Source organism: Bradyrhizobium sp. USDA 4502, assembly GCF_054063355.1.
This window is the reverse complement of record NZ_JBSSGF010000001.1, coordinates 2,796,819-2,822,087: the sequence shown is the minus strand read 5'-3', so window position 1 is coordinate 2,822,087 and position 25,269 is coordinate 2,796,819. Positions and strand designations below refer to the sequence as shown.

General features: G+C 63.0%; 23 protein-coding genes, 1 tRNA gene and 1 pseudogene. 9 read left to right on the top strand and 16 right to left on the bottom strand.

The window, feature by feature from the left end; genetic code table 11:
- Nucleotides 1–33: 33 nt before the first annotated feature.
- Nucleotides 34–1,650 carry a diguanylate cyclase gene (locus ACVW1B_RS12815; protein WP_456792185.1) on the bottom strand — a complete coding sequence of 539 codons (1,617 nt, stop codon included), beginning with the start codon at nucleotides 1,648–1,650 and terminating at the stop codon, nucleotides 34–36.
- A 488-nt stretch (nucleotides 1,651–2,138) separates the two neighbouring features.
- Between ACVW1B_RS12815 and ACVW1B_RS12810 the strand changes: the two genes are divergently transcribed.
- The gene (locus ACVW1B_RS12810; protein ID WP_092083416.1) at nucleotides 2,139–2,321 is read left to right on the top strand and encodes a hypothetical protein; all 183 of its coding nucleotides are present in this window, start codon (nucleotides 2,139–2,141) and stop codon (nucleotides 2,319–2,321) included.
- A gap of 252 nt (nucleotides 2,322–2,573) precedes the next feature.
- Here the strand turns inward: ACVW1B_RS12810 and ACVW1B_RS12805 are convergent, their stop codons facing one another.
- The 4 genes from ACVW1B_RS12805 to ACVW1B_RS12790 form a co-directional block, all read right to left on the bottom strand.
- Nucleotides 2,574–3,488, bottom strand: a complete 915-nt coding sequence (locus ACVW1B_RS12805; protein WP_456780609.1) for a hydroxymethylglutaryl-CoA lyase — start codon at nucleotides 3,486–3,488, stop codon at nucleotides 2,574–2,576.
- A complete protein-coding gene (locus ACVW1B_RS12800; RefSeq protein WP_253608713.1) occupies nucleotides 3,485–5,494 on the bottom strand; it encodes an acetyl/propionyl/methylcrotonyl-CoA carboxylase subunit alpha in 2,010 nt (669 codons plus the stop codon). Before ACVW1B_RS12800 ends, ACVW1B_RS12805 begins: the two co-directional genes overlap by 4 nt.
- Before the next feature lie 14 nt (nucleotides 5,495–5,508).
- Nucleotides 5,509–7,113 (bottom strand): carboxyl transferase domain-containing protein, encoded by a 1,605-nt coding sequence (locus tag ACVW1B_RS12795; RefSeq protein WP_253608714.1) that lies wholly within the window; start codon nucleotides 7,111–7,113, stop codon nucleotides 5,509–5,511.
- 129 nt (nucleotides 7,114–7,242) lie between these two features.
- Nucleotides 7,243–8,415, bottom strand: coding sequence for an isovaleryl-CoA dehydrogenase (locus ACVW1B_RS12790; protein WP_456780610.1), 1,173 nt, complete (start codon nucleotides 8,413–8,415; stop codon nucleotides 7,243–7,245).
- A gap of 192 nt (nucleotides 8,416–8,607) precedes the next feature.
- Here ACVW1B_RS12790 and ACVW1B_RS12785 point away from each other — a divergent pair, with 192 nt between their 5' ends.
- Nucleotides 8,608–9,261 carry a TetR/AcrR family transcriptional regulator gene (locus ACVW1B_RS12785; protein WP_253608716.1) on the top strand — a complete coding sequence of 218 codons (654 nt, stop codon included), beginning with the start codon at nucleotides 8,608–8,610 and terminating at the stop codon, nucleotides 9,259–9,261.
- A 2-nt stretch (nucleotides 9,262–9,263) separates the two neighbouring features.
- Complete coding sequence (locus tag ACVW1B_RS12780) at nucleotides 9,264–9,758, top strand: Lrp/AsnC family transcriptional regulator (RefSeq protein ID WP_028332152.1); 495 nt, start codon at nucleotides 9,264–9,266, stop codon at nucleotides 9,756–9,758.
- A gap of 34 nt (nucleotides 9,759–9,792) precedes the next feature.
- Here ACVW1B_RS12780 and ACVW1B_RS12775 read toward each other — a convergent pair whose 3' ends face one another.
- The gene (locus tag ACVW1B_RS12775; protein ID WP_016846428.1) at nucleotides 9,793–10,098 is read right to left on the bottom strand and encodes an ETC complex I subunit; all 306 of its coding nucleotides are present in this window, start codon (nucleotides 10,096–10,098) and stop codon (nucleotides 9,793–9,795) included.
- Between the two features lie 243 nt (nucleotides 10,099–10,341).
- Here ACVW1B_RS12775 and ACVW1B_RS12770 point away from each other — a divergent pair, with 243 nt between their 5' ends.
- Both ACVW1B_RS12770 and ACVW1B_RS12765 read left to right on the top strand, forming a co-directional pair.
- Nucleotides 10,342–11,505, top strand: coding sequence for an OpgC domain-containing protein (locus ACVW1B_RS12770; RefSeq protein ID WP_050384313.1), 1,164 nt, complete (start codon nucleotides 10,342–10,344; stop codon nucleotides 11,503–11,505).
- 154 nt (nucleotides 11,506–11,659) lie between these two features.
- Nucleotides 11,660–12,423 (top strand): IS5 family transposase gene (locus ACVW1B_RS12765; RefSeq protein ID WP_456823026.1). Its coding sequence is split into 2 segments (ribosomal slippage): nucleotides 11,660–11,995 and nucleotides 11,998–12,423, totalling 762 coding nucleotides; the frame shifts between segments, so codons are not numbered across the junction.
- A 53-nt stretch (nucleotides 12,424–12,476) separates the two neighbouring features.
- Here ACVW1B_RS12765 and ACVW1B_RS12760 read toward each other — a convergent pair.
- From ACVW1B_RS12760 to ACVW1B_RS12725, 8 genes and pseudogenes are all read right to left on the bottom strand, one after another.
- The gene (locus ACVW1B_RS12760; RefSeq protein ID WP_253605578.1) at nucleotides 12,477–13,826 is read right to left on the bottom strand and encodes an IS701 family transposase; all 1,350 of its coding nucleotides are present in this window, start codon (nucleotides 13,824–13,826) and stop codon (nucleotides 12,477–12,479) included.
- Nucleotides 13,827–13,918: 92 nt separating this feature from the next.
- Complete coding sequence (locus tag ACVW1B_RS12755; RefSeq protein WP_253604297.1) at nucleotides 13,919–15,001, bottom strand: IS630 family transposase; 1,083 nt, start codon at nucleotides 14,999–15,001, stop codon at nucleotides 13,919–13,921.
- Between the two features lie 180 nt (nucleotides 15,002–15,181).
- Nucleotides 15,182–17,000 (bottom strand): annotated as a pseudogene (locus ACVW1B_RS12750) (carbamoyltransferase family protein).
- A gap of 994 nt (nucleotides 17,001–17,994) precedes the next feature.
- On the bottom strand, nucleotides 17,995–18,771 hold the full coding sequence (locus ACVW1B_RS12745; RefSeq protein ID WP_253608721.1) for a cyclase family protein: 777 nt from the start codon (nucleotides 18,769–18,771) through the stop codon (nucleotides 17,995–17,997).
- A gap of 800 nt (nucleotides 18,772–19,571) precedes the next feature.
- A tRNA-Pro gene (locus tag ACVW1B_RS12740) sits at nucleotides 19,572–19,648 on the bottom strand.
- Nucleotides 19,649–19,768: 120 nt separating this feature from the next.
- Entirely contained in the window at nucleotides 19,769–20,248 is a 480-nt protein-coding gene (locus ACVW1B_RS12735) for a DUF192 domain-containing protein (RefSeq protein ID WP_057018558.1), read from the bottom strand.
- Nucleotides 20,249–20,370: 122 nt separating this feature from the next.
- Nucleotides 20,371–21,033 carry a cold-shock protein gene (locus ACVW1B_RS12730; RefSeq protein ID WP_057018559.1) on the bottom strand — a complete coding sequence of 221 codons (663 nt, stop codon included), beginning with the start codon at nucleotides 21,031–21,033 and terminating at the stop codon, nucleotides 20,371–20,373.
- Between the two features lie 209 nt (nucleotides 21,034–21,242).
- Nucleotides 21,243–22,004, bottom strand: a complete 762-nt coding sequence (locus tag ACVW1B_RS12725; RefSeq protein ID WP_456792184.1) for an SIR2 family NAD-dependent protein deacylase — start codon at nucleotides 22,002–22,004, stop codon at nucleotides 21,243–21,245.
- 252 nt (nucleotides 22,005–22,256) lie between these two features.
- Between ACVW1B_RS12725 and ACVW1B_RS12720 the strand changes: the two genes are divergently transcribed.
- Nucleotides 22,257–22,418, top strand: a complete 162-nt coding sequence (locus ACVW1B_RS12720; protein WP_229189477.1) for a hypothetical protein — start codon at nucleotides 22,257–22,259, stop codon at nucleotides 22,416–22,418.
- Between the two features lie 434 nt (nucleotides 22,419–22,852).
- On the opposite strand, the gene ACVW1B_RS12715 is transcribed toward ACVW1B_RS12720, so the two are convergent.
- Nucleotides 22,853–23,038, bottom strand: a complete 186-nt coding sequence (locus tag ACVW1B_RS12715) for a hypothetical protein (protein WP_057018561.1) — start codon at nucleotides 23,036–23,038, stop codon at nucleotides 22,853–22,855.
- A gap of 254 nt (nucleotides 23,039–23,292) precedes the next feature.
- Nucleotides 23,293–23,736 (bottom strand): GrlR family regulatory protein, encoded by a 444-nt coding sequence (locus tag ACVW1B_RS12710; RefSeq protein ID WP_253608724.1) that lies wholly within the window; start codon nucleotides 23,734–23,736, stop codon nucleotides 23,293–23,295.
- 75 nt (nucleotides 23,737–23,811) lie between these two features.
- Here ACVW1B_RS12710 and ACVW1B_RS12705 point away from each other — a divergent pair, with 75 nt between their 5' ends.
- The 3 genes from ACVW1B_RS12705 to ACVW1B_RS12695 all read left to right on the top strand — a co-directional run bounded on the left by ACVW1B_RS12705 (nucleotide 23,812) and on the right by ACVW1B_RS12695 (nucleotide 24,699).
- Nucleotides 23,812–23,985 (top strand): hypothetical protein, encoded by a 174-nt coding sequence (locus ACVW1B_RS12705; RefSeq protein WP_456821635.1) that lies wholly within the window; start codon nucleotides 23,812–23,814, stop codon nucleotides 23,983–23,985.
- 68 nt (nucleotides 23,986–24,053) lie between these two features.
- Nucleotides 24,054–24,278 (top strand): hypothetical protein, encoded by a 225-nt coding sequence (locus ACVW1B_RS12700; protein WP_456780611.1) that lies wholly within the window; start codon nucleotides 24,054–24,056, stop codon nucleotides 24,276–24,278.
- Between the two features lie 214 nt (nucleotides 24,279–24,492).
- A complete protein-coding gene (locus tag ACVW1B_RS12695) occupies nucleotides 24,493–24,699 on the top strand; it encodes a hypothetical protein (protein WP_253608725.1) in 207 nt (68 codons plus the stop codon).
- Nucleotides 24,700–25,269: the final 570 nt, after the last annotated feature.

The following is a 25,269-nucleotide window of genomic DNA, read 5'->3' as shown; positions in this document are numbered from 1 at the left end:
GGCTACGGCGGACAAGTCCCTCCATCCTGCAATTTACCCGGCGGCCAGCTTCGGTGGCGACGGAGGTGACCAGCACTCCGTACGATTCCGGCCGTGCTCCTTGGCCTGGTAGAGCGCCGCATCGGCGGCCTTCGTCAGGGCATCAATCCCGGGCATGCTTGTGAGGGCCTCGGCAACGCCGATGCTCACTGTCAGTGGCACCAGTCGATCATCAGCCCTCAACGACAGCGCTTCCGCCCTCTTGCGGATGCGCTCGGCGACGGTTCGAGCGCGCGACAATGTGGTCTCCGGCAGCAAGACGGCGAACTCCTCGCCTCCAACGCGGCCGACGACGTCGGACTTGCGCTTGCCCCGAATGCATATCCCGGCAACAGCCTTGATGGCCTCGTCACCGACCGCATGTCCGAAGCGGTCATTGATGCTCTTGAAGTGATCGATATCGACCATCAGCACAGATACCGAACGATAGTAGCGCTGGAACCGGCTCCACTCCGCATCCAGCGTCGCCAGGAAGTGCCGACGGTTGAACAATCCGGTGAGCGGATCGGTGGTCGCGAGCACCTCCAGCTGCCGTGCGTTGCGTACGAGATCGGTCACGTCGACGAAGGTCAGCATGCGACCGCCGTTTGCCATCGTCGAGCAATGGATCCTGATATGGCGGCCGTCCGGCGTCTGCACGTCGCGCTTGTGATCGCCTGCCTTGATCTCCGCAATCCGCTTCGCAGGAAAGGCCCTGATCTGCTCCGGGGTCGCGCCCGTCGGAACGGCGCGGCGGTTGCGCGTGAGCAGTGTGATGTATGCCGGATGCCGCGCGACCTCCTCCTCGCTCACCTCCCAGAATTCCCGCATTCGCCGATTGAGGAAGATCGCATTGAGATCGCGGTCGAGCAGGACGACGCCGTCCTCCACAGTCTCGAGCGCGCCGGTCAGCACCTTCAGCTTGTCGGACGCGCGCACGATGTCGGTCACGGGCGTGTAGCTCACCATCCGGCCGCCGTCGGGCAGCGGCGTGCACTGACATCGAACCACGTCGCCATTGCTGCGCCTGAGATCGATCGGGCTCGGGTCCCCGACGTTCACGAGGCGGACGCGCTCGGCAACATAGGCTTCGAGCTGCGCGGCCGGCAGCTCGTAGGCCATCGTCTTGCAGCCGTGATGCATCAGGTCGGTTAAGCTGGGGTTGCGGTCGGCCACCTCGTCCGGAAGCCGCCACATGTTCCGAAACGCGCGGTTGATGAACTGGGCCTTCAGCTCCACGTCCAACAGCAGGATGCCGACGGGTATCTGATCGAGCGCCGCGCGCAGCGCCAGCATGTGCCCGCGCAGAATATCGCCGCTGCGCCGCTCCGGAATGGCGGCCGGCGCAGGAGCGGCAGGCGTGGGCGCCGCAGCGTTGGCCTGCTGCTCTTCAAAAGCCAGGCCGAGCTGGCGGTCCGATTGCCACAGCCGTTTGCATGGCTTCACCTGATTGCTGCCGACGAGCAACAGTTGAATGTGATCGGGAATGCCTACGACACTTTCGAGTTCCACGGTGGCGCCCGTCTCCGTGAGCTGGCGGACCGTGCAGTCGAAGGCCGACCGGCCGAAATTGAAGACGATCTTTCCGGCCAGAAACGTTCGGCCGCGGGAAGCTGACACCTGTCCGGACATGGCGAGAATCCACCTGGAGCAATTGCGAGCCCTCTCACCTCAGCACGTTTGAGTCACCAAGCCATGAACGCTTTCGGGAGGGTTTAATCGGGAGCCGAGCCGATGACGGCGGCTGTGTGCGCCGCAAAACGGGTTCCATCCGGCGGAAGGACTCGCTCATAGGGTAGAGCGAAGCGATACCCATCATTTGCGCCGCGGATACTGAATTGATGGGCTTCGCTGCGCACTACCGATCCGATTACGGCTCCGCCGCATCGTCAGTTGCTCACCTCATACCGAGCGCTGCGATTTGCCTCCGGAATTCCTCGAAACGCTCATGCGCTTCCGCCTTCGCTGTTAGAGCTACGGCGGACAAGTCCGCTCCCATCAATCGGTCAAAGTCGCTGCCGGGAAGAATTTAATTCTACCCTATAATTATGCTGTGTTAGACGCAGTCCGAGTAGTAGCGTCGCAACTCCCTCAGTAACGGTGTCAGGGAAACGCCCGCCATGTCTGCTCTCCAAGCAAAACTGGAACGATTTGAGATCCTCGCCGACGAATGCGAGCTGATCGCTAGCAGGACGCTGGATGGGAGCAACCGCGAGCTATACCAGCGGCTGGGCGGGCACTATCGCGAGCTGGCGACCGATATGAGGGCCGTGATCGCGACGGTCAATGCTCCGGCGGCGTAAGAAAAAGGGCCGCTCGAAACAACAAGCGGCCCAAGTCTAGGGAGGAAACGCCCTCAAGGAGGGCGGCGATAGCGCGAAGCGCTGTCGCACCATGCGCATATGGGTCGAGAGTCCAGCTTCGGGAGCCCAGATTGCGCAAGCCAGGGGCGCGACTATGTGCCTTGAATCTGCGCTTCGCAGCGCATAACTCCGGGCGCGACCGCCGAAGATTGAGGCGGCTGCAATCCCAAATCGCTCCAAGCATCCCACAATTTACGATTTGGCGAGCCGCGTGCGCTTCGCGTTGAGCGCGGACGCAACACGGCTGACCGGCGGACGGCCGAGCAAGCCGGCCATCTCGTTGGTCGCGGCCAGCAGTCTGTCCATATCGATCCCGGTCTTCACGCCCATGCCCTCGAGCATGTAGGCGACGTCCTCGGTCGCGACGTTGCCGGTGGCGCCGGGGGCGTAGGGGCAGCCGCCGAGACCGCCGGCGGCGGCATCGATGACGCGGACGCCCTCCTCCATGCCGGCGTAGAGATTGGCGAGCGCCTGGCCGTAGGTGTCGTGGAAGTGCATCGCGAGGTTGCCGATCGGCAACTCAGAACCGACCGCACGCAGCATCCGTTTGGCCTTCAGCGGCGTGCCGACCCCGATGGTGTCGCCAAGCGAGATCTCGTAGCAGCCGAGATCCCACAGCGTCACCGCGAGGTCGGCGACCGCCTTCGGCTTGATCTCGCCGTCGAACGGACAGCCGAGCACACAGGAGATATAGCCACGCACCTTGACGCCGTCGGCCTTGGCGCGCGCCAGCACCGGCTTGAAGCGCTCGATCGATTCCGCGACCGAGCAATTGATATTGGCGCGCGAGAAGCCTTCGGAGGCCGCCGCGAACACCGAGACCACCTCGGCGCCGGCCGCGCGCGCGGCGTCATAGCCCTTCTCGTTCGGCACCAGCACGTGGAATTCGGCGCCCTTGATGTGGCTGACGCCGCGCAGCACCTGATCGGAGCTCGCCATCTGCGGGATCGCCTTCGGCGACACGAAGGCGCCGACCTCGACGGTATTGAGCCCGGCCGCCACCAGCGCCTCGACGAAGGCGATGCGCGCCTCGACGCTGACCGGCGTCTTCTCGTTCTGCAGGCCGTCGCGCGGCCCCATCTCGATGAGTTGGATCTGATCGCTCATGACGCGGCCGCAGGTTCGACTTCGGCAAGCTCGACGCCCTCGCCGACGATGTCGCCGACCTTGCATTTGAGCTTCTTCAGCACCCCGGCATAGGGCGCGCGCAGGGTCTGCTCCATCTTCATCACTTCGAGCGTCAGGATCGGGGCGCCCTTCTCCAAGCTCGCGCCCTCCTCGGCCAGCAGCGCGACCACGGTGCCCGGCAAGGGCGCCACGATCTTGTCCTCGCCGACCTGCTCCTCGCTCTCGCCGCCGAACGGATCGACCCAGTGCAGGTCGAAGCGGCCGTTGCGGGTGCGCAAGTAAAGCTCGTGGCCCTCGATGACCGAGGCAATACGCGACTTGAGGCCCTTGAGCGTCAGGTCAAAGCCGTCATCGCCGGCTGACGAGATGGCGAAGACGAGTTCGCGCCCGCCGACCGTGAGCGTCGACGGTCCGTTGCCATAGTGCAGCGTGATCGTCTGCGCGGGCCCATGGCCCTGCCGGAACGAAAACACCCGCTGCCGGCGGCCGACCGGCATCCAGCCGAACGCCTGCCAGGGCGAGTTGGCCTCGCGCTGCGCCGCCTTTTGCTCGTCGTTGACGATTGCGGCGACTGCCGCGCAGAGCTCGAACTCGCCGGCCGTGCCGGTACCCGATGTCAGGTTCTTTAGCTCGCGCTCGATGAAGCCGGTGTCGATCGCATTGGCTTGTGTGTCCGGATGCGTCACCAGCGCCGACAGGAACGGGATATTGGTGACGATGCCGCGGACATCGGTTTCCTGCAGCCCGCGATTGAGCTTGTCGATCGCGCCCTCGCGCGTTGGCGCCCAGGCGATCACCTTGGCGAGCATCGCGTCATAGTAAGGCGAGACGTTATCGCCACTGCGATAGCCGGCATCGATGCGCAGGCCGTCGCCTTCCGGCGGCGTCCGCCAGGTCTTGATGCGGCCGACCGAGGGCATGAAGTTCTTCTGCGGATTTTCGGCGTAAACGCGCGCCTCGATGGCATGCCCGTTCAGTTTGATCTCGTCCTGCTTCAGCGGCAGCGCCTCGCCGAAAGCGACGCGCAGCTGCCATTCAACGAGATCGACGCCGGTGATCAGCTCGGTGATGGGATGCTCGACCTGCAGGCGGGTGTTCATCTCGATGAAGAACACGTCCTTGCCGTCGGAGACGAACTCGATGGTGCCGGCGCCGATATAGTTGACCGCGCCGGCGGCCTTGCGGGCGGCCTCGCAAACCGTCTCGCGTTGCGCGGCGTTCAGCGTCGGCGACGGCGCCTCCTCGATCACCTTCTGGTGGCGGCGCTGCAGCGTGCATTCGCGCTCCCACAGCGAGAGCAGATTGCCGTGGCTGTCGCCGATGATCTGCACCTCGATGTGGCGCGGGTTCTGCACGTATTTCTCGATCAGCATGCGGTCGTCGCCGAACGCCGCCTTGGCCTCGCGCTTGGCGCTGGTGATCGCGGCCGTGAGCTCAGCCGCCGAATTGACCACACGCATGCCGCGGCCGCCGCCGCCGGCCGACGCCTTCACCAGCACCGGGAAGCCGATCCGGTTGGCGGCTTCTGCCAGCGTCGCCTCGTCCTGCGCCTCGCCGTGATAGCCCGGCACCAGCGGCACGCCGGCCTTCTCCATCAGCGCCTTCGAGCCGGACTTCGAGCCCATCGCCGTCATCATCTCGGCGGTCGGGCCGACGAACACCAGACCGGCCTCGAGGCAGGCCTGCGCGAACTCGGCATTTTCAGACAGGAAGCCGTAGCCGGGATGCACCGCCTCGGCGCCGGTCTCCTTGGCGGCGGCGATGACGCGCTCGATGCTGAGATAGCTGTCGCGCGCCCGGGCCGGACCGAGCAGCACCGCCTCGTCGGCGAGCGCGACATGCATCGCGCCGCGGTCGGCCTCGGAATAAACCGCGACGGTGCGCAGCCCCATGGCGCGCGCCGAGCGGATGACGCGGCAGGCGATCTCGCCGCGGTTGGCGATCAGAAGCGTGCGGAAACGCCGGGTGAGTTTTGAGCGGTCCATGATCAGATCCTGGGTCACATCCTGAACAGGCCGAATTTCGTTGGCTCGATCGGCGCGTTCGCCGCCGCCGACAGCCCAAGCCCGAGCACGAGGCGCGTATCGGCCGGATCGATCACGCCGTCATCCCACAGCCGCGCCGTGGCGTAATAGGGATTGCCCTGCTTCTCGTATTGCGCGCGGATCGGCTCGCGGAACTTGTCTTCCTCTTCCGCCGACCAGCTCTCGCCCTTGGCCTCGATGCCGTCGCGCCGCACCTGGCTCAGCACCATCGAGGCCTGCTCGCCGCCCATCACCGAGATGCGCGCATTCGGCCACAGCCAGAGGAAGCGCGGGCTGTAGGCGCGGCCGCACATGCCGTAATTGCCGGCGCCGTAGGAGCCGCCGATCACGACGGTGAATTTCGGCACGCCGGCGGTGGCGACCGCCGTCACCAGCTTGGCGCCATCGCGCGCGATGCCGCCCGCCTCGTATTTCTTGCCGACCATGAAGCCGGTGATGTTCTGCAGGAACACCAGCGGAATGCCGCGCTGGCAGCACAGCTCGATGAAATGCGCGCCCTTCAGCGAGCTCTCGCTGAACAGGATGCCGTTGTTGGCGATGATGCCGACCGGATAGCCAAAGATATGGGCGAAGCCGCAGATCAGCGTGGTGCCGTAGAGCTTCTTGAACTCGTCGAATTCGGAGCCGTCGACGATCCGCGCGATGATGTCGTGCACGTCGAACGGTTTTCTGCCGTCGGCGGAGACCACGCCGTAGATCTCCTCGGCCGGAAACAGCGGATCCTGCGGGGAACGCATGTTGAGCTGTGCCTTCACCGGCTGCTTCAGAGTCGCCACGATGCGGCGCGCGATCCCGATCGCGTGGGCGTCGTTCTGCGCATAATGATCGGTCACGCCCGACTGGCGCGAGTGCACATCGGCGCCGCCGAGCTCTTCGGCGGTGACGACCTCGCCGGTCGCCGCCTTCACCAGCGGCGGACCACCGAGGAAGATCGTGCCTTGATTCCGCACGATGATGCTCTCGTCGGACATCGCCGGCACATAGGCGCCGCCAGCGGTGCAGGAGCCCATCACGATCGCGATCTGCGGGATGCCCTGCGACGACATCTGGGCCTGGTTGTAGAAGATGCGGCCGAAATGCCGCTCGTCGGGAAAGATCTCGTCCTGCAGCGGCAGGAAGGCGCCGCCGGAATCCACCATGTAGACGCAGGGCAGATTGTTCTGCCGCGCGATGTCCTGGGCGCGCAGATGCTTCTTCACCGTCATCGGGTAATAGGTGCCGCCCTTGATGGTGGCGTCGTTGGCGACGATGATGCACTCGCGCCCCGCGATGCGCCCGACGCCGGTGATGACGCTGGCGGAATGCACGTCACTGCCATAGAGCCCGTTGGCGGCGAGCGGCGACAACTCGAGGAACGCGGTGCCGGGATCGACCAGGAGATCGACACGATCGCGCGCCAGCATCTTGCCGCGCGAGGTGTGCCGCTTGCGCGAGGTCTCGCCGCCGCCGCCGGCCACCTGGTTGAGCTTGCCGCGGAGCTCCGCGACCAGGCCGCGCATCACCTCGGCGTTGCGGGCAAATTCAGAAGATGTGGGATCGATCGTCGAATGAAGCGGCATCGGTGTTGCACGTTTCGTTGGAGTATCGGTAGGGTTCAAGGTCAATTATCGTGCCGGGGCGAGCACAACTGCCACCACTGGTGCGGTGACAGCCCCTCTCCCCGCAAGCGCGGGGCGAGGGAGAAGACATCAGGCTGTCTTGGCGAACAGCTCGCGGCCGATCAGCATGCGGCGGATCTCGCTGGTGCCAGCGCCGATCTCGTAGAGTTTTGCGTCGCGCAGCAAGCGGCCGGTCGGATAGTCGTTGATGTAGCCGTTGCCGCCCAGCAGCTGGATCGCATCCAGCGCGCACTGGGTGGCTTTCTCCGCGGCGTAGAGGATGGCGCCGGCGGCGTCCTCGCGCGTGGTCTCGCCGCGATCGCAGGCCTTCGCCACCGCGTAAACATAGGCGCGCGAGGCGTTCATCGTGGTGTACATGTCGGCGACCTTGCCCTGCACCAGCTGGAACGAGCCGATCGGCTCGCCGAACTGCTTGCGCTCGTGCACGTAGGGCAGCACCACGTCCATACAGGCCTGCATGATGCCGATCGGCCCCGCCGCCAGCACCGCGCGCTCGTAGTCGAGACCACTCATCAGCACGTTGACGCCGCGGCCGACCTCGGAGAGCACGTTCTCCTCCGGCACCTCGCAATCCTCGAACACCAGTTCGCAGGTGTCGGAGCCGCGCATGCCGAGCTTGTCGAGCTTCTGCGCGGTGGAAAATCCCTTCATGCCCTTTTCGATGATGAAGGCGGTGATGCCGCGCGGGCCGGCGTTCGGATCGGTCTTGGCGTAGACCACCAGCGTATCGGCGACCGGGCCATTGGTGATCCACATCTTGTTGCCGTTGAGGACGAAGCGGTCGGCCTTCTTGTCGGCGCGGGTCTTCATCGAGACCACGTCCGAGCCCGCCGACGGCTCCGACATCGCGAGCGAGCCGACATGCTCGCCGGAGATCAGCTTCGGCAGGTATTTGCGCTTCTGCGCCTCATTGCCGTTGCGGCGGATCTGGTTGACGCAAAGGTTGGAATGGGCGCCGTAGGACAGGCCGACCGAGGCCGACGCCCGCGAGATCTCCTCGACCGCGATGCAGTGCTCGAGATAGCCGAGGCCCGAGCCGCCATACTCCTCCTCGACGGTGATGCCGTGCAGGCCGAGCGCGCCGATCCGGGGCCAGAGGTCGCGCGGAAACTGGTTGCTGCGGTCGATCTCGGCGGCGCGCGGCGCGATCTCGTTGGTCGAGAAATCATGCACCGTCTCGCGGATCGCATCCGCGGTCTCGCCAAGGTCGAAATTGAAGATTGCCGCCTGGTTCGAGGCCATGATCCCTCCCGTGAGATTCATCTTGCAATTAAACGATCATACGTTTTTTTCTTGGCTTCGCAAGCAATCGTGCTATGGTTTGCGGGCGAAATCCGCAGTTCATTGAATTCACTGGGATTTCATGCGATATACATACGGTCGTTCGCTTGTTTCCTGGTCCTCCCTGGCAAGCCAACACCCTCCGAGGCCCCGATGGCACGCACGATCGGCTCACACGGCCCCACCACGCTGGAGGCGATCCGCAAGGCCGGCGTGCGCCTGATCTTCGAGCACGGTTACGAGGCCATGAGCCTGCGCCAGCTCGCCGCCGAGGTCGGCATCCAGGCAGGCTCACTCTACAACCATATCTCAACCAAGCAGGACCTGCTGTTCGATCTGGTCCAGGACCATATCAACGATTTGCTGCGCGAGCTTGATCTTGCGCTCGAGGGCAAGGCCGATCCGGTCGAGAAGCTGCGCGCCTTTGTCGCGTTCCACGTCACCTACCACATGACCCGCAAGCGCGAGGTCTTCATCGCCAATTCCGAGCTGCGCAGCCTCGATGCGAAGAACTACGACGCGGTGGTGGCGCTGCGCGGCGCCTATGAGCAGCGGCTGGCGCAGATCCTCACCGACGGGGCGGCGGACGGCGCGTTCGAGGTGGTCGACATCCAGGTCGCGACCTTCGCGATCCTGGCGCTGCTCACCGGGCTGTGCACCTGGTACCGCCCCGGCGGCCGGCTGACCCGCGACGCCATCATCGCGGCGCATGAGAAGCTGGTGCTGTCGGGCGTCGCGCCGCGGGCTGCGATCGGCCAGGCGAGCCACGGCAGCGACAGCCGGCGCGCCGCCGTGGCGGGCTCGTGACCGTGACCGAGCGCCCACAGCTCGATGACATCGATCTGCGGATCCTGTCCGAGTTGCAGCGGGACGGCCGGATCAGGATCAACGAGCTCGCCGAACGGGTCGGCATCACCGCCCCGCCCTGCCTGCGCCGGGTTCGCGCCCTGCGCAGCCGCGGCGTGATCCAGGCGATCCGCGCCACGCTGGACGAGCGGCTGCTCGGCTATGAGGTGACGACCTTCGTGCTGATCCAGCTCGACAGCCAGACCCTGAGCGCGATCGAGGCGTTCGAGGCTGATGTGGCGGCCGTGCCGCGCTTCCTGCAATGCTGGCGGATCTCGGGCGATGCCGACTTCATGCTCCGATGCGTCGCGCCCAGCGTCGACGACATGCGCCAGCAGCTGCTGCAATTCGCCGGCCTGCCCAATGTGCGTAAGATCAGAAGCTTTCCGGTGCTCGGCGTCTCCAAGGACGCGCCGCTGCCGATCCCGGGCGCCCTCGCCGCGCCCGCGGCGAGCTGATCCGGGCGCCAGTCAGGACTTAGTGGGTCCAACCTTAGTGGGTCCAAGGCTCCCAACGGCGGAACGCGAAATTGTCGGCATAGGCGATCTGGCGGTGCGCCGAATCCTTCGGCTCGATCACCTGGTAGGCGATGCCCTTGCGCTCGCAATAGGCGACCGCCTCTTCCTTGGTCTCGAACTGCAGCGTCAGCTGCTGCTTCATGTCGGTGGACGAGGTCCAGCCCATCAAGGGCTCCACGGAGCGCGGCTGCTCCGGCTCGTAGTCCAGTTGCCACTCTTTGGTCTTGGCACGTCCCGATTGCATCGCGTTTTTGGCGGGCTTAAAAATGCGTGCGGTCATGGATGGTCGGCCCCGTGGGATGTGCGACATGGAAGCGATTTGAAGGAAACCACCGGGATAGTATAGAGACACCTATCAACGATCTGATCGGTGATTCCTCGATCTCGGAGGCAGCCTTCGCCGGACCGGTATAGTCATTCTACCGCGCTGTGACAATCTGGCCTCGGGAGGCTTCCCTTAGCAGTCCCCCGGGCCCGCGGCGCGATCTTCTCGACAAGCATCACCTCGAGGAAACGGCGCGCCATGGAAATCCACGCTACCCTGCCCGAAAAAGGACGCGACCTCCGGCTCGACCTGTTCCGCGGGGTCGCCAACTGGGCGATCTATCTCGATCACATCCCCGACAACGTCGTGAACTGGATCACGACGCGGAATTACGGCTTCAGCGACGCCGCGGACCTGTTCGTCTTCATCTCCGGCTACACCGCCTCCTTCGTCTATGCCCGCATGATGCTGGAACGCGGCTTCATCGTCGGCGCCACCCGGCTGACCAAGCGGGTCTGGCAGCTCTATGTCGCCCATATCATCCTGTTCGTGATCTACATCGCCTCGATCAGCTATCTGGCGCTGCGCTTCGGCGATTCCGAGATCATCAACGAGTTCAACGTCGCCGGCCTCGTCGACAACGCCACCGAGACGCTGCGCCAGGGCCTGTTCCTGAAATTCAAGCCGGTCAATCTCGACGTGCTGCCGCTCTATATCGTGCTGATGGGCCTGTTCCCCCCGGTGCTGTGGTTCATGCTGCGGCGGCCGAACTGGACCATGGCGGCCTCGCTCGTGCTGTGGCTGGTGTCGCGCCACCAGGGCTGGAACCTGCCGGCCTACCCGGCCGGCAGCTGGTATTTCAATCCGTTCGCCTGGCAGGTGCTGTTCGTGTTCGGCTCGTGGTGCGCGATGGGCGGCGCCCGCAACAACATGCGCATCATCAACTCGCGCTACACGCTGTGGTTTTGCATCGCCTATATGATCTTCGCGCTGATCATGACGATGGCCGGCCGCTTCCCGGACTTCGGCGCCATGTTCCCGGACTGGCTCTATTCGGCCTTCAACCCGAACGACAAGACCAACCTCGCGCCGTATCGCTTCCTGCACTTCGTGGTGATCACGGTGCTGGTGATCCGCTTCATCCCGAAGGACTGGGCGGCGCTGGAGTGGAAGGTGTTCGATCCCCTGATCGTCTGCGGCCAGCAGTCGCTGGCGGTGTTCTGCGTCGGCGTGTTCCTGTCCTTTGTCGGACATTTCGAGCTCTCGATGAGCTCGGGCTCGCTGTTCGCGCAGATCTTCGTCAGCATCTCCGGCATCGCGATCATGACGATCGTGGCCTATTACATCTCGTGGTCGAAGCGGCAGGACAAGCCGGTCAAGCCGCCGGCGGCAAAACCCACGGCGCCGGCGAAGGCGGCGTAAGTCCCTTATTTTTGAGCAAGGCCGCGCAAACGCTTCGCGTTTGTCGCGGGGAAAACCGCTTCGCACTTTTCCGGGCCATGCTCTAGGCGGTGTGGACTCTAAGGATTCCCTTTTAGGAGCAAATCAGATTCAAGGCTGCTTTTGGGAGGCAGTCTTGGGTGTGATGGATCGTCTGGTGTTGAGCGATGCGGCTTGGGAGCGGATGGCGCCGCTGATCATAGGCCGGCCTGACCAGAAGGGCTCGACCGGGCGCGACAATCGGATGTTCGTGGAAGGTGTGCTGTGGATCGTTCGCACGGGCTCTCCCTGGCGTGATCTTCCGGAAGCGTTCGGGGATTGGAACAGCGCGTTCCGGCGCTTCAGCCGATGGAGTGCCAAAGGCGTCTGGTGGCGGATCTTCGAGGCAATGTCCGACGATCCGGACTTCGAATATCTGATTGTCGATTCCACCATTGTTCGAGCCCATCAGCATGCTGCCGGGGCCAAAAAAGGGGGTCTGAAGATCAGGCGCTTGGCCGTTCGCGCGGCGGCCTGAGCACCAAGATACATATGGCCGTTCGCGGCTTGGGATGTCCGGTACGGTTCACGATCACCGCAGGCCAGAAGGGCGATGCACCGCAAGCCGCCACATTGATCGAGGGATTGCCTGCCGAGGTTTTCATGGCCGATACGGCTTATGACGCCGATCACCTGCGCCAGGACCTTGCAGCCAAGGGCGCGCTCGCCGTCATCCCCAACAACCCGTCACGCGCGCTCAAGTATCCGCTCGACAAGCATCTCTATGCCCAGCGCCATCTCGTCGAATGCTGCTTCTCAAAGCTCAAGCAATTCCGCCGCGTCGCAACCCGCTTCGAAAAGACCGCCCGAAATTACCTTGCCGTCATCACTCTCGCAGCCATCGTCCTATGGCTGCGATAACTGTCCACACCGCCTAGCACTACTTTGGCAGATTGTGTTTTCGCCGCTGTTTTTCACGGATCTGCTTTCGGCAATATGGGCACTGCTGAGACGGCGGCCGAAGGATGAGATCGACGATGGCGTGACGTACGGCTGGCATGGTTGGCTGAGGCGGAGGCCCGTTGATTCTTTTTTTTCCGCCCCGCGTATGCGAGGCGACGATGTTGCAGGAAGGCGTAGGCAATCATTGTCATCAAGGCGTGGCGATGAAGACCTTGCCATGATCGCCCTTCGAAGTGATCAAGTCCAAGTTCCTCCTTCAACTGCTGATGCGCCTGCTCACAAATCCACCGTGCCTTGATGGTGGCGGCCAGCGTGCGCAGATCCGTCGCCGCCGGAAGGTTGGCCAGATAGTATTTCTTCTCCCCGGACGCACGTTGCTCGCCAATGAGCCAGGCTTCGTCGCCTGGCAGATGCTGCTGACCTTTATCCCATATCCGCTGCGGAGGGCCGTCGGCGGTCCGGACACGGAGAGCAGCAAATTGGGCTTTAAGCCGACCTTTCGTCCCGCTACGCCAACTCACGGTTTTCCATTTGGCGCTGGCGAGCATTTGTTCTGCGGCAATCGATAAGATATCGGGCACGTGGTGCTTTCGTGGTTTTCCGCGGACTTTGGTAATCGGCCAAATGAGCTTCACATCGACCGGATACACTTTCTGGTGCCGAGGGATGCCGACAGCCCAGGTCAGCCCGCGCTCTGTTAGCCCTTGTCGAAACGGTGCGCTGAGGCCGTATCCTGCATCCGCCAGCACACATCCAAAGCGCACGTTGGCTGCCATCGCGCGGTCAATCTCGGCTAGAGCAATCTCGGGCTTGGACCGTGCCGTTCGATGTTCGACTGGCACGCGAGCGCGCTTCAAACGAGATATGTCGCTTGTCCAACTGTCAGGCAGAAAGAGACGTAACGCGACCATCACGGGCACTTCGCCGCGAGCAAGCGTCAAAGACACCAGCGTTTGGCAATTTGCCGTTTTACCGAGAGCCGACGCGTATTGAGCCGCAACACCGACCGAGCGCTCACCCTTCTTGGGAAGTGAGGTGTCATCAATAACCAGCACCGCATCCCTGCCGCCGACAAGTCGGTCCGCCTGGTTGAGCAGCTCTGTCTCCAGCGGCGTCGCGTCCCAGACACCGTCCGCAATGAAATGGTGCAACTGGTCGTAGTTGCTCGTGGCAAGGCGTTCCGCCATCGGCTGAACGCTCTTGCGATCGCCCGGACCGATCAATCCCGCAACATACAGAGGACACATCCGCTGCCGGGTCTTATGACCCAGCCGGTCCAAGAACGGCATTAGCCAGCGTTCGAGTTCGTCTTCCCATCCGGGCATGGTCAGCCCTCCCAGAGCCGACCACCCATGAATCATTGAAAAATTGATTCGGGAATCCTATAAAACGCGGCAAAATCAACAATCTGCCAAAGTAGTGCTAGTGTCCTGAACCAAAAGTTCATGGCATTTTATGCCTTGGCGGGCAGATTGTAAGCGCAGAAGCGTTCGATTGAGCCGAGAATGTCGTCAGCTGATTTGGTCCATCGGAACGGCATTGGGTCAGCGTTGTGATGGTCGATGAAGGAGGCAATCTCGGCCCGTAGCGCCGCCACACTGCGATAGATGCCGCGCCTAATCTTACGCTCGGTGATGAGTGCAAAGAAGCGTTCGACCTGATTGAGCCAGGATGAACTGGTTGGCGTCAGGTGGACGTGCCAGCGCGGCCTCTTTGCCAGCCAGTTGCGGATCAACGGCGTCTTGTGGGTTGCGTAATTGTCCATGACGAGGTGGACGTCCAGATCGTCTGGAACCGCAGCTTCGATCTCATCGAGAAACTTGCGGAACTCTTTGGCACGATGGCGTCCATAGCATTTGCCAATGACCCGGCCGGTTGCGACGTCGAGGGCGGCAAACAGCGAGGTGACGCCATGGCGTTTGTAGTCGTGACTACGGCGCGCCGGCTGGCCAGGTCGCATGGGCAGCATGGGCTGGCTGCGATCCAGCGCCTGGATTTGCGACTTCTCATCGACACACAGTACGATGGCGCGCTCGGGCGGAGCTACGTAAAGGCCGACGATGTCGCGAACCTTGGCGACAAAGTCGGGGTCGGTTGAGAGCTTGAAGGTCTCCAACCGATGCGGCTGCAAGCCGAAAGCGCGCCATATACGCTGTACTGTTGAGACTGACAGCCCGCTGGCCCGCGCCATGCTGCGCGAACTCCAGTGGGTGGCCCCGGGAGGCTGGGTCTCAAGGGTGCGAACGATCACCGCCTCGATCCGGGCATCCTCAATCGTGCGTGGCGTCCCCGATCGCGGCTCGTCCCAAAGACCTTCAAGCCGATGCTCGGAGAACCGCCGCCGCCATTTGCCGACCGTGTCGGGATCGACAGCCAAACGGGCCGCCACGACCTTGCTCTGCTCGCCCTCAGCACAGGCCAGGACGATCCGAGCCCGCAGCGCCAACGCCTGAGCAGTGCTTCGACGCGACGCCAACGATGTCAACTCAGCACGTTCCACCTCATCAAGCTCCAGCGGAGCAAAGCGCCGACCCATCGCCAATCCTCCCCAAATCAGGAGAGTCCGCTATCATCGAGTCGATTTGGAGTCCGCCGAACTTTTGATTCAGGACACTAGGGCATTTTCGGTTCTGATTGAATCAGAACCGAAGCTCTAGATTCTTGTTTTGACGCGTTTTCTTCACGCGAACCGGTGCCCACTTCGCTCGAAAACGCTCTAGCCGCCGCGACTGGTGTCCTGCGTCGTCGAGGAGACGATGGTGGCGACGTCGCCGAACGTCGTCATCACAGGCGTGACCACCTTGTGCATGGCGGTCTTCGACACCAGCGTGTCATGCATCACGAGGTTGTCGATCCCGGTGGTGAGGAAGCAGCTCACCGCGTCCTGCGGCGTCTCGATGATCGGCTCGCCTTTGACGTTGAACGAGGTGTTGATCAGGACCGGCACGCCGGTCAGCGCCTCGAACTCCTTCAGCAGGCGATAGAGCATCGGGTTGGTCTCTTCCCGCACGCTCTGCACCCGCGCCGAACCGTCGACATGCACGATCGCCGGGATCTTGTCGCGCCATTCCGGCCGCACCGGCTTTGCGATCAGCATGTAGGGCGAGTCCTCCTCGCCTTCGAAGATCTCCTTCATGCGCTCGGCCAGCACGATCGGCGCGAACGGCCCGGAATGCCTGGCGGTGCTTGACCCGGCTGTTGAGGATGTCCTTCATCTCGGCCTTGCGCGGATCGGCGATCAGGCTGCGGTTGCCGAGCGCGCGCGGACCGAACTCGGAACGGTCCTGAAACCAGCCGATCACGCGCTGGTCGGCGAGCAGCTTTGCGGTGTCGCGGCAGATATTGTCGCTGCGCTTCGCGTCGATCTGGATGCGCACCAGGAAGCTTTGCAGCGCGGCGGCCACCTCGGCCTCGCTGTAGCGCCGCCCGACATAGGCGTGGTCCATCACGAACGAGCGGCGCTGCTTGAGCACCTCGAGCCAGCCGTAATAGGCGCAACCGATGGCGATCCCGTCGTCGCCGGCGGCGGGCTGGATCCAGATGTTTTCGAAACCCGACTCGCGCGCGATGCGGCCGTTGGCCACGCAGTTCAGCGCGACGCCGCCGGCGATGCAGAGATTTTTCGCACCCGTGGTCTCGCGCAGCCAGCGCGCCCGCGCCAGCAGCACGTTCTCGGTGTCGTCCTGCACCCGCCAGGCGATGTCCTCCCAGTGCCGCATCGTCGGGCTTTTGTCCCAGCTGCCGCTGTCGAGCACGAAGGGCTGCTGGTTCTCGGCGCCCCAGAACGGCACGTGCAGCTTGCCGTCCTTCATCTCGAGCAGATGGCCGACCTGCTCATGGCGGCCATAGGGCGCCAGCCCCATCAACTCGCCGCACTTGTTCCAGTCGCCGAACACATAGGTCGAGACCCGGCTGTACAGCGCCCCCAGTCCCGGCATGTTGTAGAACTCGTCCGACAACAGCCCCCGTGCCGGCTCCATGAAGACCTTCTTCAGGCATTCGAGCCTGGTGTCGTCGAACCTGTAGTAGCTCTCGGACTCGCGGGCCAGCGGCGACGCCTCATCTTCGGAGCAGGACTCCATCGCGTCGGCCCGATAATTGCCGACGCCGTCGACGATCATCACGACGCCGTCCTTGAATGGGGACACCGCGAACGCGCTGTAGGCATGCGCGAGGTGGTGCGAGATCGACACCACCTTGTCGGATTTGGAACGAAACAGCGGGTGCTTGATTGCCTCGTTGCGTTCGGCGATCGGCAGGAAGCCCGGCATATCCTGGTGGAGCATCCGCTCCTCCATCTCGGGCACCGGCAGGATGTAGCTGTTGCGCACCACGAGATCGACGTCGTCGAGGGTGATGCCCTCGGCCGACAGGCAGTAGTCGACGACTTCCTTGTAGAAGCCGGAGGCGTGCTTCTCGCGGGTGATGCGCTCCTTGGAGATCGCGTAGGCGATCGCGCCGTCACGCAGCAGGCAGGCGCTGACGTCATGGTCGTAGACGTTGAGACCAAGGACGTAAGTGTGTTGTTTCGGCATGGGCACTCTTTGGAAGGATACAGCAACGCTGAGAGAACAGGATCGTGTCGACTTCAAGTTCTCGCCGGCATTTTCCGAGGTTCTCAAATCTCTGCTTCTGCGATGCACAAATCAAATCGGCGCAACGCAAGATGAACAGAATGAACGGCGGATGAACGACAAGATGAGCGCAGCAACGACAGTATCCTTTGCAGGCGGGACTGTAACTTGACCTTACCTGTTGGTCTCAATAGAGTCGTTAAAGCTCGCAAGAACCTTAGTGAAAATATTGTCTTAGCATGCACGAACCGAATGCCGGTGTCGCGCGTCTAAGCGAGACAGCCAGCATCAGTTCAGATGTTTGGAAGTGGACTGGAGATCTTCAGAATGACTAAACGCTACAATATCCTGACTCGTTGCCTAGCAGCAGTCGCTTTGTTGTTCGTCTATGTCGCAAGCACCTCTGCCATCCTGGTCGGCGTCACCACAGCGCCTGCGCAAGCCTGGCGCGGACGCGGCGGTGGCTGGGGCTATCGCGGCGGCGGCTGGGGTCGCGGTCGCGGGTGGGGCTATGGCCGCGGATATGGATATGGCCGTGGCTATGGCTACTACGGCGGTTACGCCGGTCCCCGTTGTTGGTGGACCCCGCGTGGTGTTCGCGTTTGCCGGTGGTAACAACCGCCCGGTCGACACAAGCGATATTAAAGACATGAAATCAGGTGCGTCGGTCCCGACGCACCTGATTTGCTTTTTGGGGGTTGGTTCACCTGCCGGGCTTGGCTCAGCTGCGGCACGCAAGAAAGAGCCCCGGAGACGCCGGGGCTCTAGTCACGGGAGAGAACGCTTCCGAAATCGGGACGCGAGGACGAGCCGGCGGCCCGATCACCCAATGCATCTACTGCGTGCATGAAAGCAGATTCGGCTGCCTCAAGCTGTAGCGGTGCCGCAACAACCCGCCGTAATGCACAGCCTGTCCACCGGTTCCCGAAGCTGGCCGATCAGAACCCCGGCGCGCCTAGCCGTCGAGGATGGCGACCGCCCTCGTCCAGCCCGCCGACGCGCGCTCGATCTTCACCGGGAAGCACGACACCATGAACCCGGTCGACGGCAAGAGCTCGAGATTGTGCAGCTTCTCGATGTGGCAGTAACCGATGTGCCGCCCGGCCTTGTGGCCTTCCCAGATCAGGCTGGCGTCCCTGGTCTCAGCGTATCTCTTCGCGGTGAAGACGAACGGCGCGTCCCAGCTCCAGCCGTCGATGCCGGTCAGCCGCACGCCGCGCTCGAGCAGATACATCGTCGCCTCGTAGCCCATGCCGCAGCCCGAATTGACGTAGTCGGGCTGGCCATATTTCGCGCCCGCGCTGGTGTTGACGACGACGATCTCGAGCGGCGACAGCGTGTGGCCGATGCGCTTCAGCTCGGCTTCGACATCGTTGGCGGTCGCGACATAACCGTCAGGCAGATGGCGGAAGTCGAGCTTCACGCCCGGCTGGAAGCACCATTCCAGCGGCACCTCGTCGATGGTCCAGGATCGCTCGCCGCGGTTCATGGTCGGATGGAAATGCCAGGGCGCATCGAGATGCGTGCCGTTGTGGGTGGAGAGCGAGACCTGTTCGACGGCCCAGCCCTGTCCGTCGGGCAGGTCCTCCGCCTTCAGTCCATCGAAGAACTGCAGCATGCGCGGCAGCCCCTGCTGGTGATCGATATACTGGATGGTCGGATGGTTGCCGGGCGGATCGGCCGGAACGTCGTTCTGCAGAGGAACGGAGATATCGATCAGTCTGCGCGCCATGGTGCTTTCTCGCGGATTGGTCTTGTCGGGCCGAACTACCCTGCCAGCGCGCGCGCGTTATCGGCAAGCCACATCCGCTCGAGATCGCGCAGCTCACGATGTCGTGGCTTGGACTGCGGCAAGGCGGCGCAACGTTGAACCTATCCCCCGCCGGCACGACCCATTGGCACTGGGGATTTCAGGGCCCAGTATTTCGACGGCGCCGTCTGGACGAGCATATTCCGTCCAGGCGGCGTTGTTGCCTCAGGCGAGACAATCTCGGCCGAAGCTTGGTTACCCGTACCGGAACGCTGTTCACGCACAGAGAGCCACAGAAACAATACGTGTGCTCATTTCGCGCGGATTGCTGGTGGTGTTGCCACGCCGATACAGAGATACCCCCGCAACGATGCTAACCAACCTGCATCTGAACCAAGACGGGGTTGCGTCGTGTCGGGATTTGATCACTGGAACGGTGCAAATAGAGCCTACTCGTCCGCCGAAGCGCCACATCTGCGCGATGAGCAGCAGCAGTTCGACCGCTATCACAAATTCGACGACCCCATCTCGCGACCGCCGGAGGGTGGCTCAAGAACCGTGATCCTCGATCGCTACAACCCGCCGGCTCGTTGATCTGGTCAGCGCCCGGGCGGCTGAAGTTGCGAGCAGTGGAGCGCGGGGGGCTTCGGTCCCGCGCTTGCTATTTCAGGGTGCCAACTGACCGCGATTTGCGGACCAGGTCAGGCGCGAATGCCGAGCATGCGCCAATCATAAACATCGCGTCTACCGACGGAGCGTCTCTGTTAAGTCTTTGATTTGGATGGTCGGGGCAGCTGGATTCGAACCAACGACCTGCAGTACCCAAAACTGCCGCGCTACCAGGCTGCGCTATACCCCGACATTTCCGAGAAGCCCCGTGGATACACGCTTCAGCCAGCGCCAGCAAGGCACCGGTGCGGGGCTTCGTGCGGCGAATCCGGCATCGGTTTCCGCCCGGAAATCGCGTCGAAACTGGCTGCTAACGGCCGCCGAACAGCGGATGGGCAACCCGGTCGCCGGGCTGGATGCCGTATTTCTGCGCGGTCCCGGCAATCACCTCGAGCACGCCCTTGGCGAGCCCGCGCGACGGAATGATCCGGGTCGAGAGCGGCTCGGTGTTTTCCGCGATCCGCAGGATGCGCCCGTCGGCGCGGATGAAGATCATGTCGAGCGAGATGTAGGTGTTCTTCATCCACATCGACACTTCCTGCTCCGGCGAGAAGTCGAACAGCATGCCTTTGCCGTCCGCGAGCTCCTTCCGGTACATCAGGCCGGTCTCCTTCTCCTGCTCTGTGGTTGCCATTTCGACCGAGAAGACGTGCACGCCCGATTTGGTGACGATCTCGAGCGGCTGGACGCTGGCGGCCTGCGCGGCCGGAGCCAGCAGCGCACCGAACATGATCACGAGGCAGGCCATCAGCCACGAACGATGGCGTCCAACAATGCGAACGAAATTCATCGACAAATACTCACACCGGGGAAGATTTTCCGGCGGACCCTAACCCGACGATTGCGGCAAATGCCAGAGCCGAGACGGCTCGCCGGCGGCTCACGTTTCCGTCAGGGAGGATCAGACCTGGATCAGTGCGACGACAGCGCCGACGGACCGGTCTCCGGGTGGATCTCGGCGGCCATCATGCCCTTGGAGCCGGGCCCGAACCGCACCAGCACGTACTGGCCGGGGCGCAGTTCGGTCATGCCGAAGCGGCGCAGCGTCTCCATATGCACGAAGATGTCGGGCGTGCCCTCGCCGCAGGTCACGAAGCCGAAGCCGCGCAGCCGGTTGAACCACTTGACCTGCGCGCGCTCGAGCCCGCTGGTCGCGGTCACCGTGACATGGGTGCGTGGCGGCAGCATCTGCGCCGGATGGATTGCCGTCGATTCGTCCATCGAGACGATGCGGAAAGCCTGGTAGCCCTTCGCGCGCTGCACGCATTCGACGACCAGCCGCGCGCCTTCATAGGCGGTCTGATAACCGTCGCGCCGCAGCACGGTCACGTGCAGCAGGATGTCGGGCCAGCCATTGTCGGGGACGATGAAGCCGTATCCCTTCGAGGCGTCGAACCATTTGATGACGCCGGAAACTTCGACGAGGTTGGCCGCTGCGTCGCCGAGGCCTGAGAAAGCATCCATCGCCGGATCGCGTGGCGCGCTTCCATACTCGCCTTGACCAATCCTGCTTTGCCCAACTCCGCCCATCGGCGGTCCGCCGAGCTTCTTGGACTCAAATCCGTCCGACCCCATGACCCCGGACCCCACACATCAAATGCAGATCGCCGTCGTTGCGGCGCACCCTGTACACGCTGCTCTCCATGACCAACTCACTCGGACTGATTTGGACGCGGCGCGAATCTCTCAACTAAAAGATAACACTCCCGCTTGCGGGGCATAGCTAAAAAACGATTCTTGCGGGAACTATGAACAGACTTGCACAGCCGCGAATCAATCAGGCATCAATTGCCTACGAAAGGACCAAGCGTGTCGCCGATGTCGTGGCGGATCACCAGATCGGCGATGTCGTCCTGATCGGTCGGCTCGTTGTTGATGATCACGAGCCGCGCGCCGCTCTCCTTCGCCGTCATCGGAAAGCCTGCGGCGGGCCACACCACAAGCGATGAGCCGATTGCCAGAAACAGGTCGCAGTGCCTGGAGAGTTCCGCCGCGCGGCGCATCGCATCCTCAGGCATCGATTGCCCGAACGAGATCGTCGCGGTCTTCACCGGATCGCCGCAGTCCGCGCAATCGGGCGCGCTGCCCGCCTTGTCGAACTGCTGCTTCACCCACGACAGCTCGTAGTCCTTGCCGCAGCCGATGCAGCGGCCATAGGTCGTGTTGCCGTGCAGCTCGATCACGTCGTCGGCCTTGAAGCCCGACGCCTGATGCAGGTTGTCGATGTTTTGCGTGATGATGCCGGGAACCTTGCCGGCCCGGTAAAGCGACGCAAGCGCGCGATGCCCGCGACCGGGTTTGGCCGCCGCAAACGTCTGTTCCATCGCAAAGCGGCGCCGCCAGGACTCGTCGCGCGCGTCCTGGCTGGCGACGAACTCGTCGAACGGAATCGGTCGGTTGCGGGTCCACAGCCCGCCGGGCGAGCGGAAATCGGGAATGCCGCACTCGGTGGAGATGCCCGCCCCGGTGAAGGGCACGATGGACGACGCCTCCGCAATCATGTTGCCGAGCTGCTCGACGCCGCTGCGCAAGTCTTTTGCGATCACTGAAAACAATCCGGTTGGCCGCAGCGACTATAGCACGGCCAGACCGATTGCGAGCTCAACCGTTGCGCGAGCGATCGGCTGCGAGCGGCGTGTCTTGATCGATCGGCTTGCGATCAGCTGCGTCGGCGCCTCCGCTTGGTCGCTCTTCCAGCGCCTCAGCATCATCACATTCCTGCACTGGCTGCTCCGCATTGACGCCCAATTCGCCGACGCCAATGCGCCCGGGACAGGACCACGGCCAGGAGGATGGGCATGACCGATCAGGAAGACCGCGTCGCGCGCGAGCGCGAGGAGATCGTCGCACGCATTGCCAGCTTCAGGGCGACGCAGCAGAAGTTCGAGCGCGATCGCCAGGAATATTACGACAACACGCTCGGCAATGCCTGGAGTGGATTTCAACGCAAGACCGCTTAACGCAAGACCGCTTGATGCCCTGCCAGGCGACCGCGTTCATGGTCCGGGCGCCATGAGGCGCAAGTGAGAAAGCCCCGGGCGGTTTGCTCCGGGCTTATGTCTATTGCCGGTGCCGCCGTGCGATGGTTGCCGCAAACGCAGTTCCGGTTCCCTCGAGCGTTTTCCGTTCCGATCGGATCGCTCGAAAACGCGCCAGCCATGCGATAGCGCAAAGCTACCATCGGTTAGCGCTGGAACAAAAATACAACCTCAGAGATTAGCTTGGCGGTGAACGAGGTTGGCATCAATGCCGGCATGGATGGAACTGCTGCTTAACGTGATGGGCTTTGCCGGCTTCATCGGCATCGCGATGTATCACAAGCATCCGAATGGGAAGCTGCCCGACTGAGCGCCGGCGGCGCGTCTCGGCTTGCCGCTCCCCCGGCTTGCCGTCTTCAGTTTGCCTTCCGGGCCTCTCCCGCGGTCCGGACCAGCCGGTCCGACTTCACTAGCACTTTGCCGCTCTCCGGCTGCGGCCGCAGCCAGAAGCTGATCACGACAAAAGCCGAGCAGAACAGCAGTCCCACCACCATCACGCGCCGGTGGGTCGGTCGATCAGCACTGTGGAACGATGGCATCATGGCTGTCACCCGCAGCCATCCCAATCGCAATCGCAGGTGGAGACAACACGATGCTGCTCTTAACCTAACCAGGTAGGGTTAGCGGTGGCCGGGTAACGCCTCGTCCGGATCTCCCGATCGGCGGCCGCAGCGGGATTCACAGCGATATCCCCTGCTTGTCCGCAGCAAATCCACAACGCCAGCGGGTCCAATTATCCAACGAAATACGCATCTTGCTGCGCGCTTGTCCACAGCCTCGCGCCGCGTGCGCGCATTCAGGCATGGGCGAGCCATTTCAGGGTGGCCCGGAAACCCAGGCTGCGGGTTCCAACCAGCACGGTTCCGAACACCTCAGCCTCGTCGCCGCTGAATGTGCCGGAGAACCCGCTCGTCACTTCCTGTCCGGCGAACAGCGGACGGGTGAACGGGTCCGCGAAGGGCGAATGCTGGTTGGTGCTGAGATGTCCCTTCCAGGTGCCCTCGCCGGCCGTATAGGCCCCGATTGACCAGAAATATGGCCCGCCGCCGATCAAGAGACCGTCGCGCAGGATCAGGATGCCGCTGTCGCGGCCCCTCACGCCGTCGGTCATGTGGATGTGGATCGAATAGAGCCCGTTCTTCATCGATCGCGCCGCCCGGTCCTGGCGGCCCGCAGTATGGCTCCAATCCGGCCGGCGTGCGAGCAGGCCGATACCGCCCGGCCCTCCGAATCGGCGCAAAAAGGCAGCTCCCCGGGCGCTTACAAATCGTTAAGAAAGCACTGACAAGGTTCGATCCTCCGGAGGGAGAGAGCCATGCTCGTATACCCCGTACCTGTCGAAGTGACGCAAGCCAGAGTGCAGCTCGTCGTCGACCAGACGGCGAAGGAGCAGCCGCGCATCATCAATAAGGATGTGCTGGATGTCTTCGCCGCGAAGAACCAGGCCGACCGTGAAGCGGTCGAGACCATCCTCGACATCAAGGTGTGAGAGCAGCAGTAGCCGACAGGAACCTCTCGACTGCGCACGGGTCATCCTGGTGACGCCAGGAGGCACCCATGTGCAAGCTGATCGCGGTCACCGTCTTCACCCTGATATGCGGCGCGGCCTTTGCCCAGGATATTGGTCCAGCGCCGCAGAGCGGCATGGAACGGCCTGAAAACACCAACGGAGCCACTCAGAGCGGCGCGATGGACACCACGGGGATGGATGTGAAGCGGGCCAACAAATCCGAGATGAACACGGCAAAGGGCGCGGCAAAAAGGGACGACGCAAAAAAGTAGGTTCCCACGACGGAACGTCCGGGAAGCTGCGACCTTAAAAAACGACCTTAAAAAAAAGACGCGACCATCAAAAAAAGGAAGGAACGAGTCTCTCGTTCCGCCGTTAGTTTGGCGAGCGGTACAACGAGGGAGAAATCCACCGGAAATATCAGCTCAACAAGCCCCGTCAGCTTACTTCGGTAACTGGCGGGGTTTTTGTTTTGTGGAGGCGCCCATGTACGCCCTGTTCCGCGGCAAGACTCAGCTCGGAAGATCGTTCGCGACGGAGAAGGAAGTTTGGGAGACGGCGCTGATCGACGGTCTTGTCGAGGATGTTCCGGTCGCAGACGAACTCGGTGGCCAGATCCTGCCCGCCGGCTATCGCGTCGAGCGGGTCGATGAATACGAGGCGCAGCCCGATTGGAAAGCCGGACGTTCCTGACGCCGATCGGCCAGCCGGCGGACCCCAGCCGGCCGGAACCGCGTTGAACAGCGCAACGGCACATCACGCGTGGTGCCGACAGCTCACCGCCCTGTCGGCTTTGGAAGACCCCGCGCCCCCCCCCCCCTCGCGGGGTCTTTCTTTTGAACCTTTCGCGCGGCGCGAAGACATAAAGGGCGCTGGGGGATTTCAGGGCCCAGCATCCGGCGCAGCGCTGTGGGACGAACATACTCCGTCTACGCGGCGCTGTTGCATTTTACAAATTCAACCTTAAGTTTGGTCTCCAACAGTTGACGGCTCACGCCCTGAGAGATCCCCAGTCCGTCAGCTGGGAAAGCCCCGCATCCAGCCTGCGGGGCTTTCTATTTTCCGGACCCAGGAACCTTCCGCGCGCAGCGACATTGTCTGCCCGGTTGCCGGCACGATCTCCCCAAGGCCGGTCGGCATAGACCTCGCGAGCCCACTCGCGGGGTTTTGCGCTTTAGAGGCCGTCCAACCTCGCGCGTCCTTGATTGGCCGTGATCGGCAATCGGTGCGATAGAGGCCGCGCCTCCAAGGCTCGACCACAAG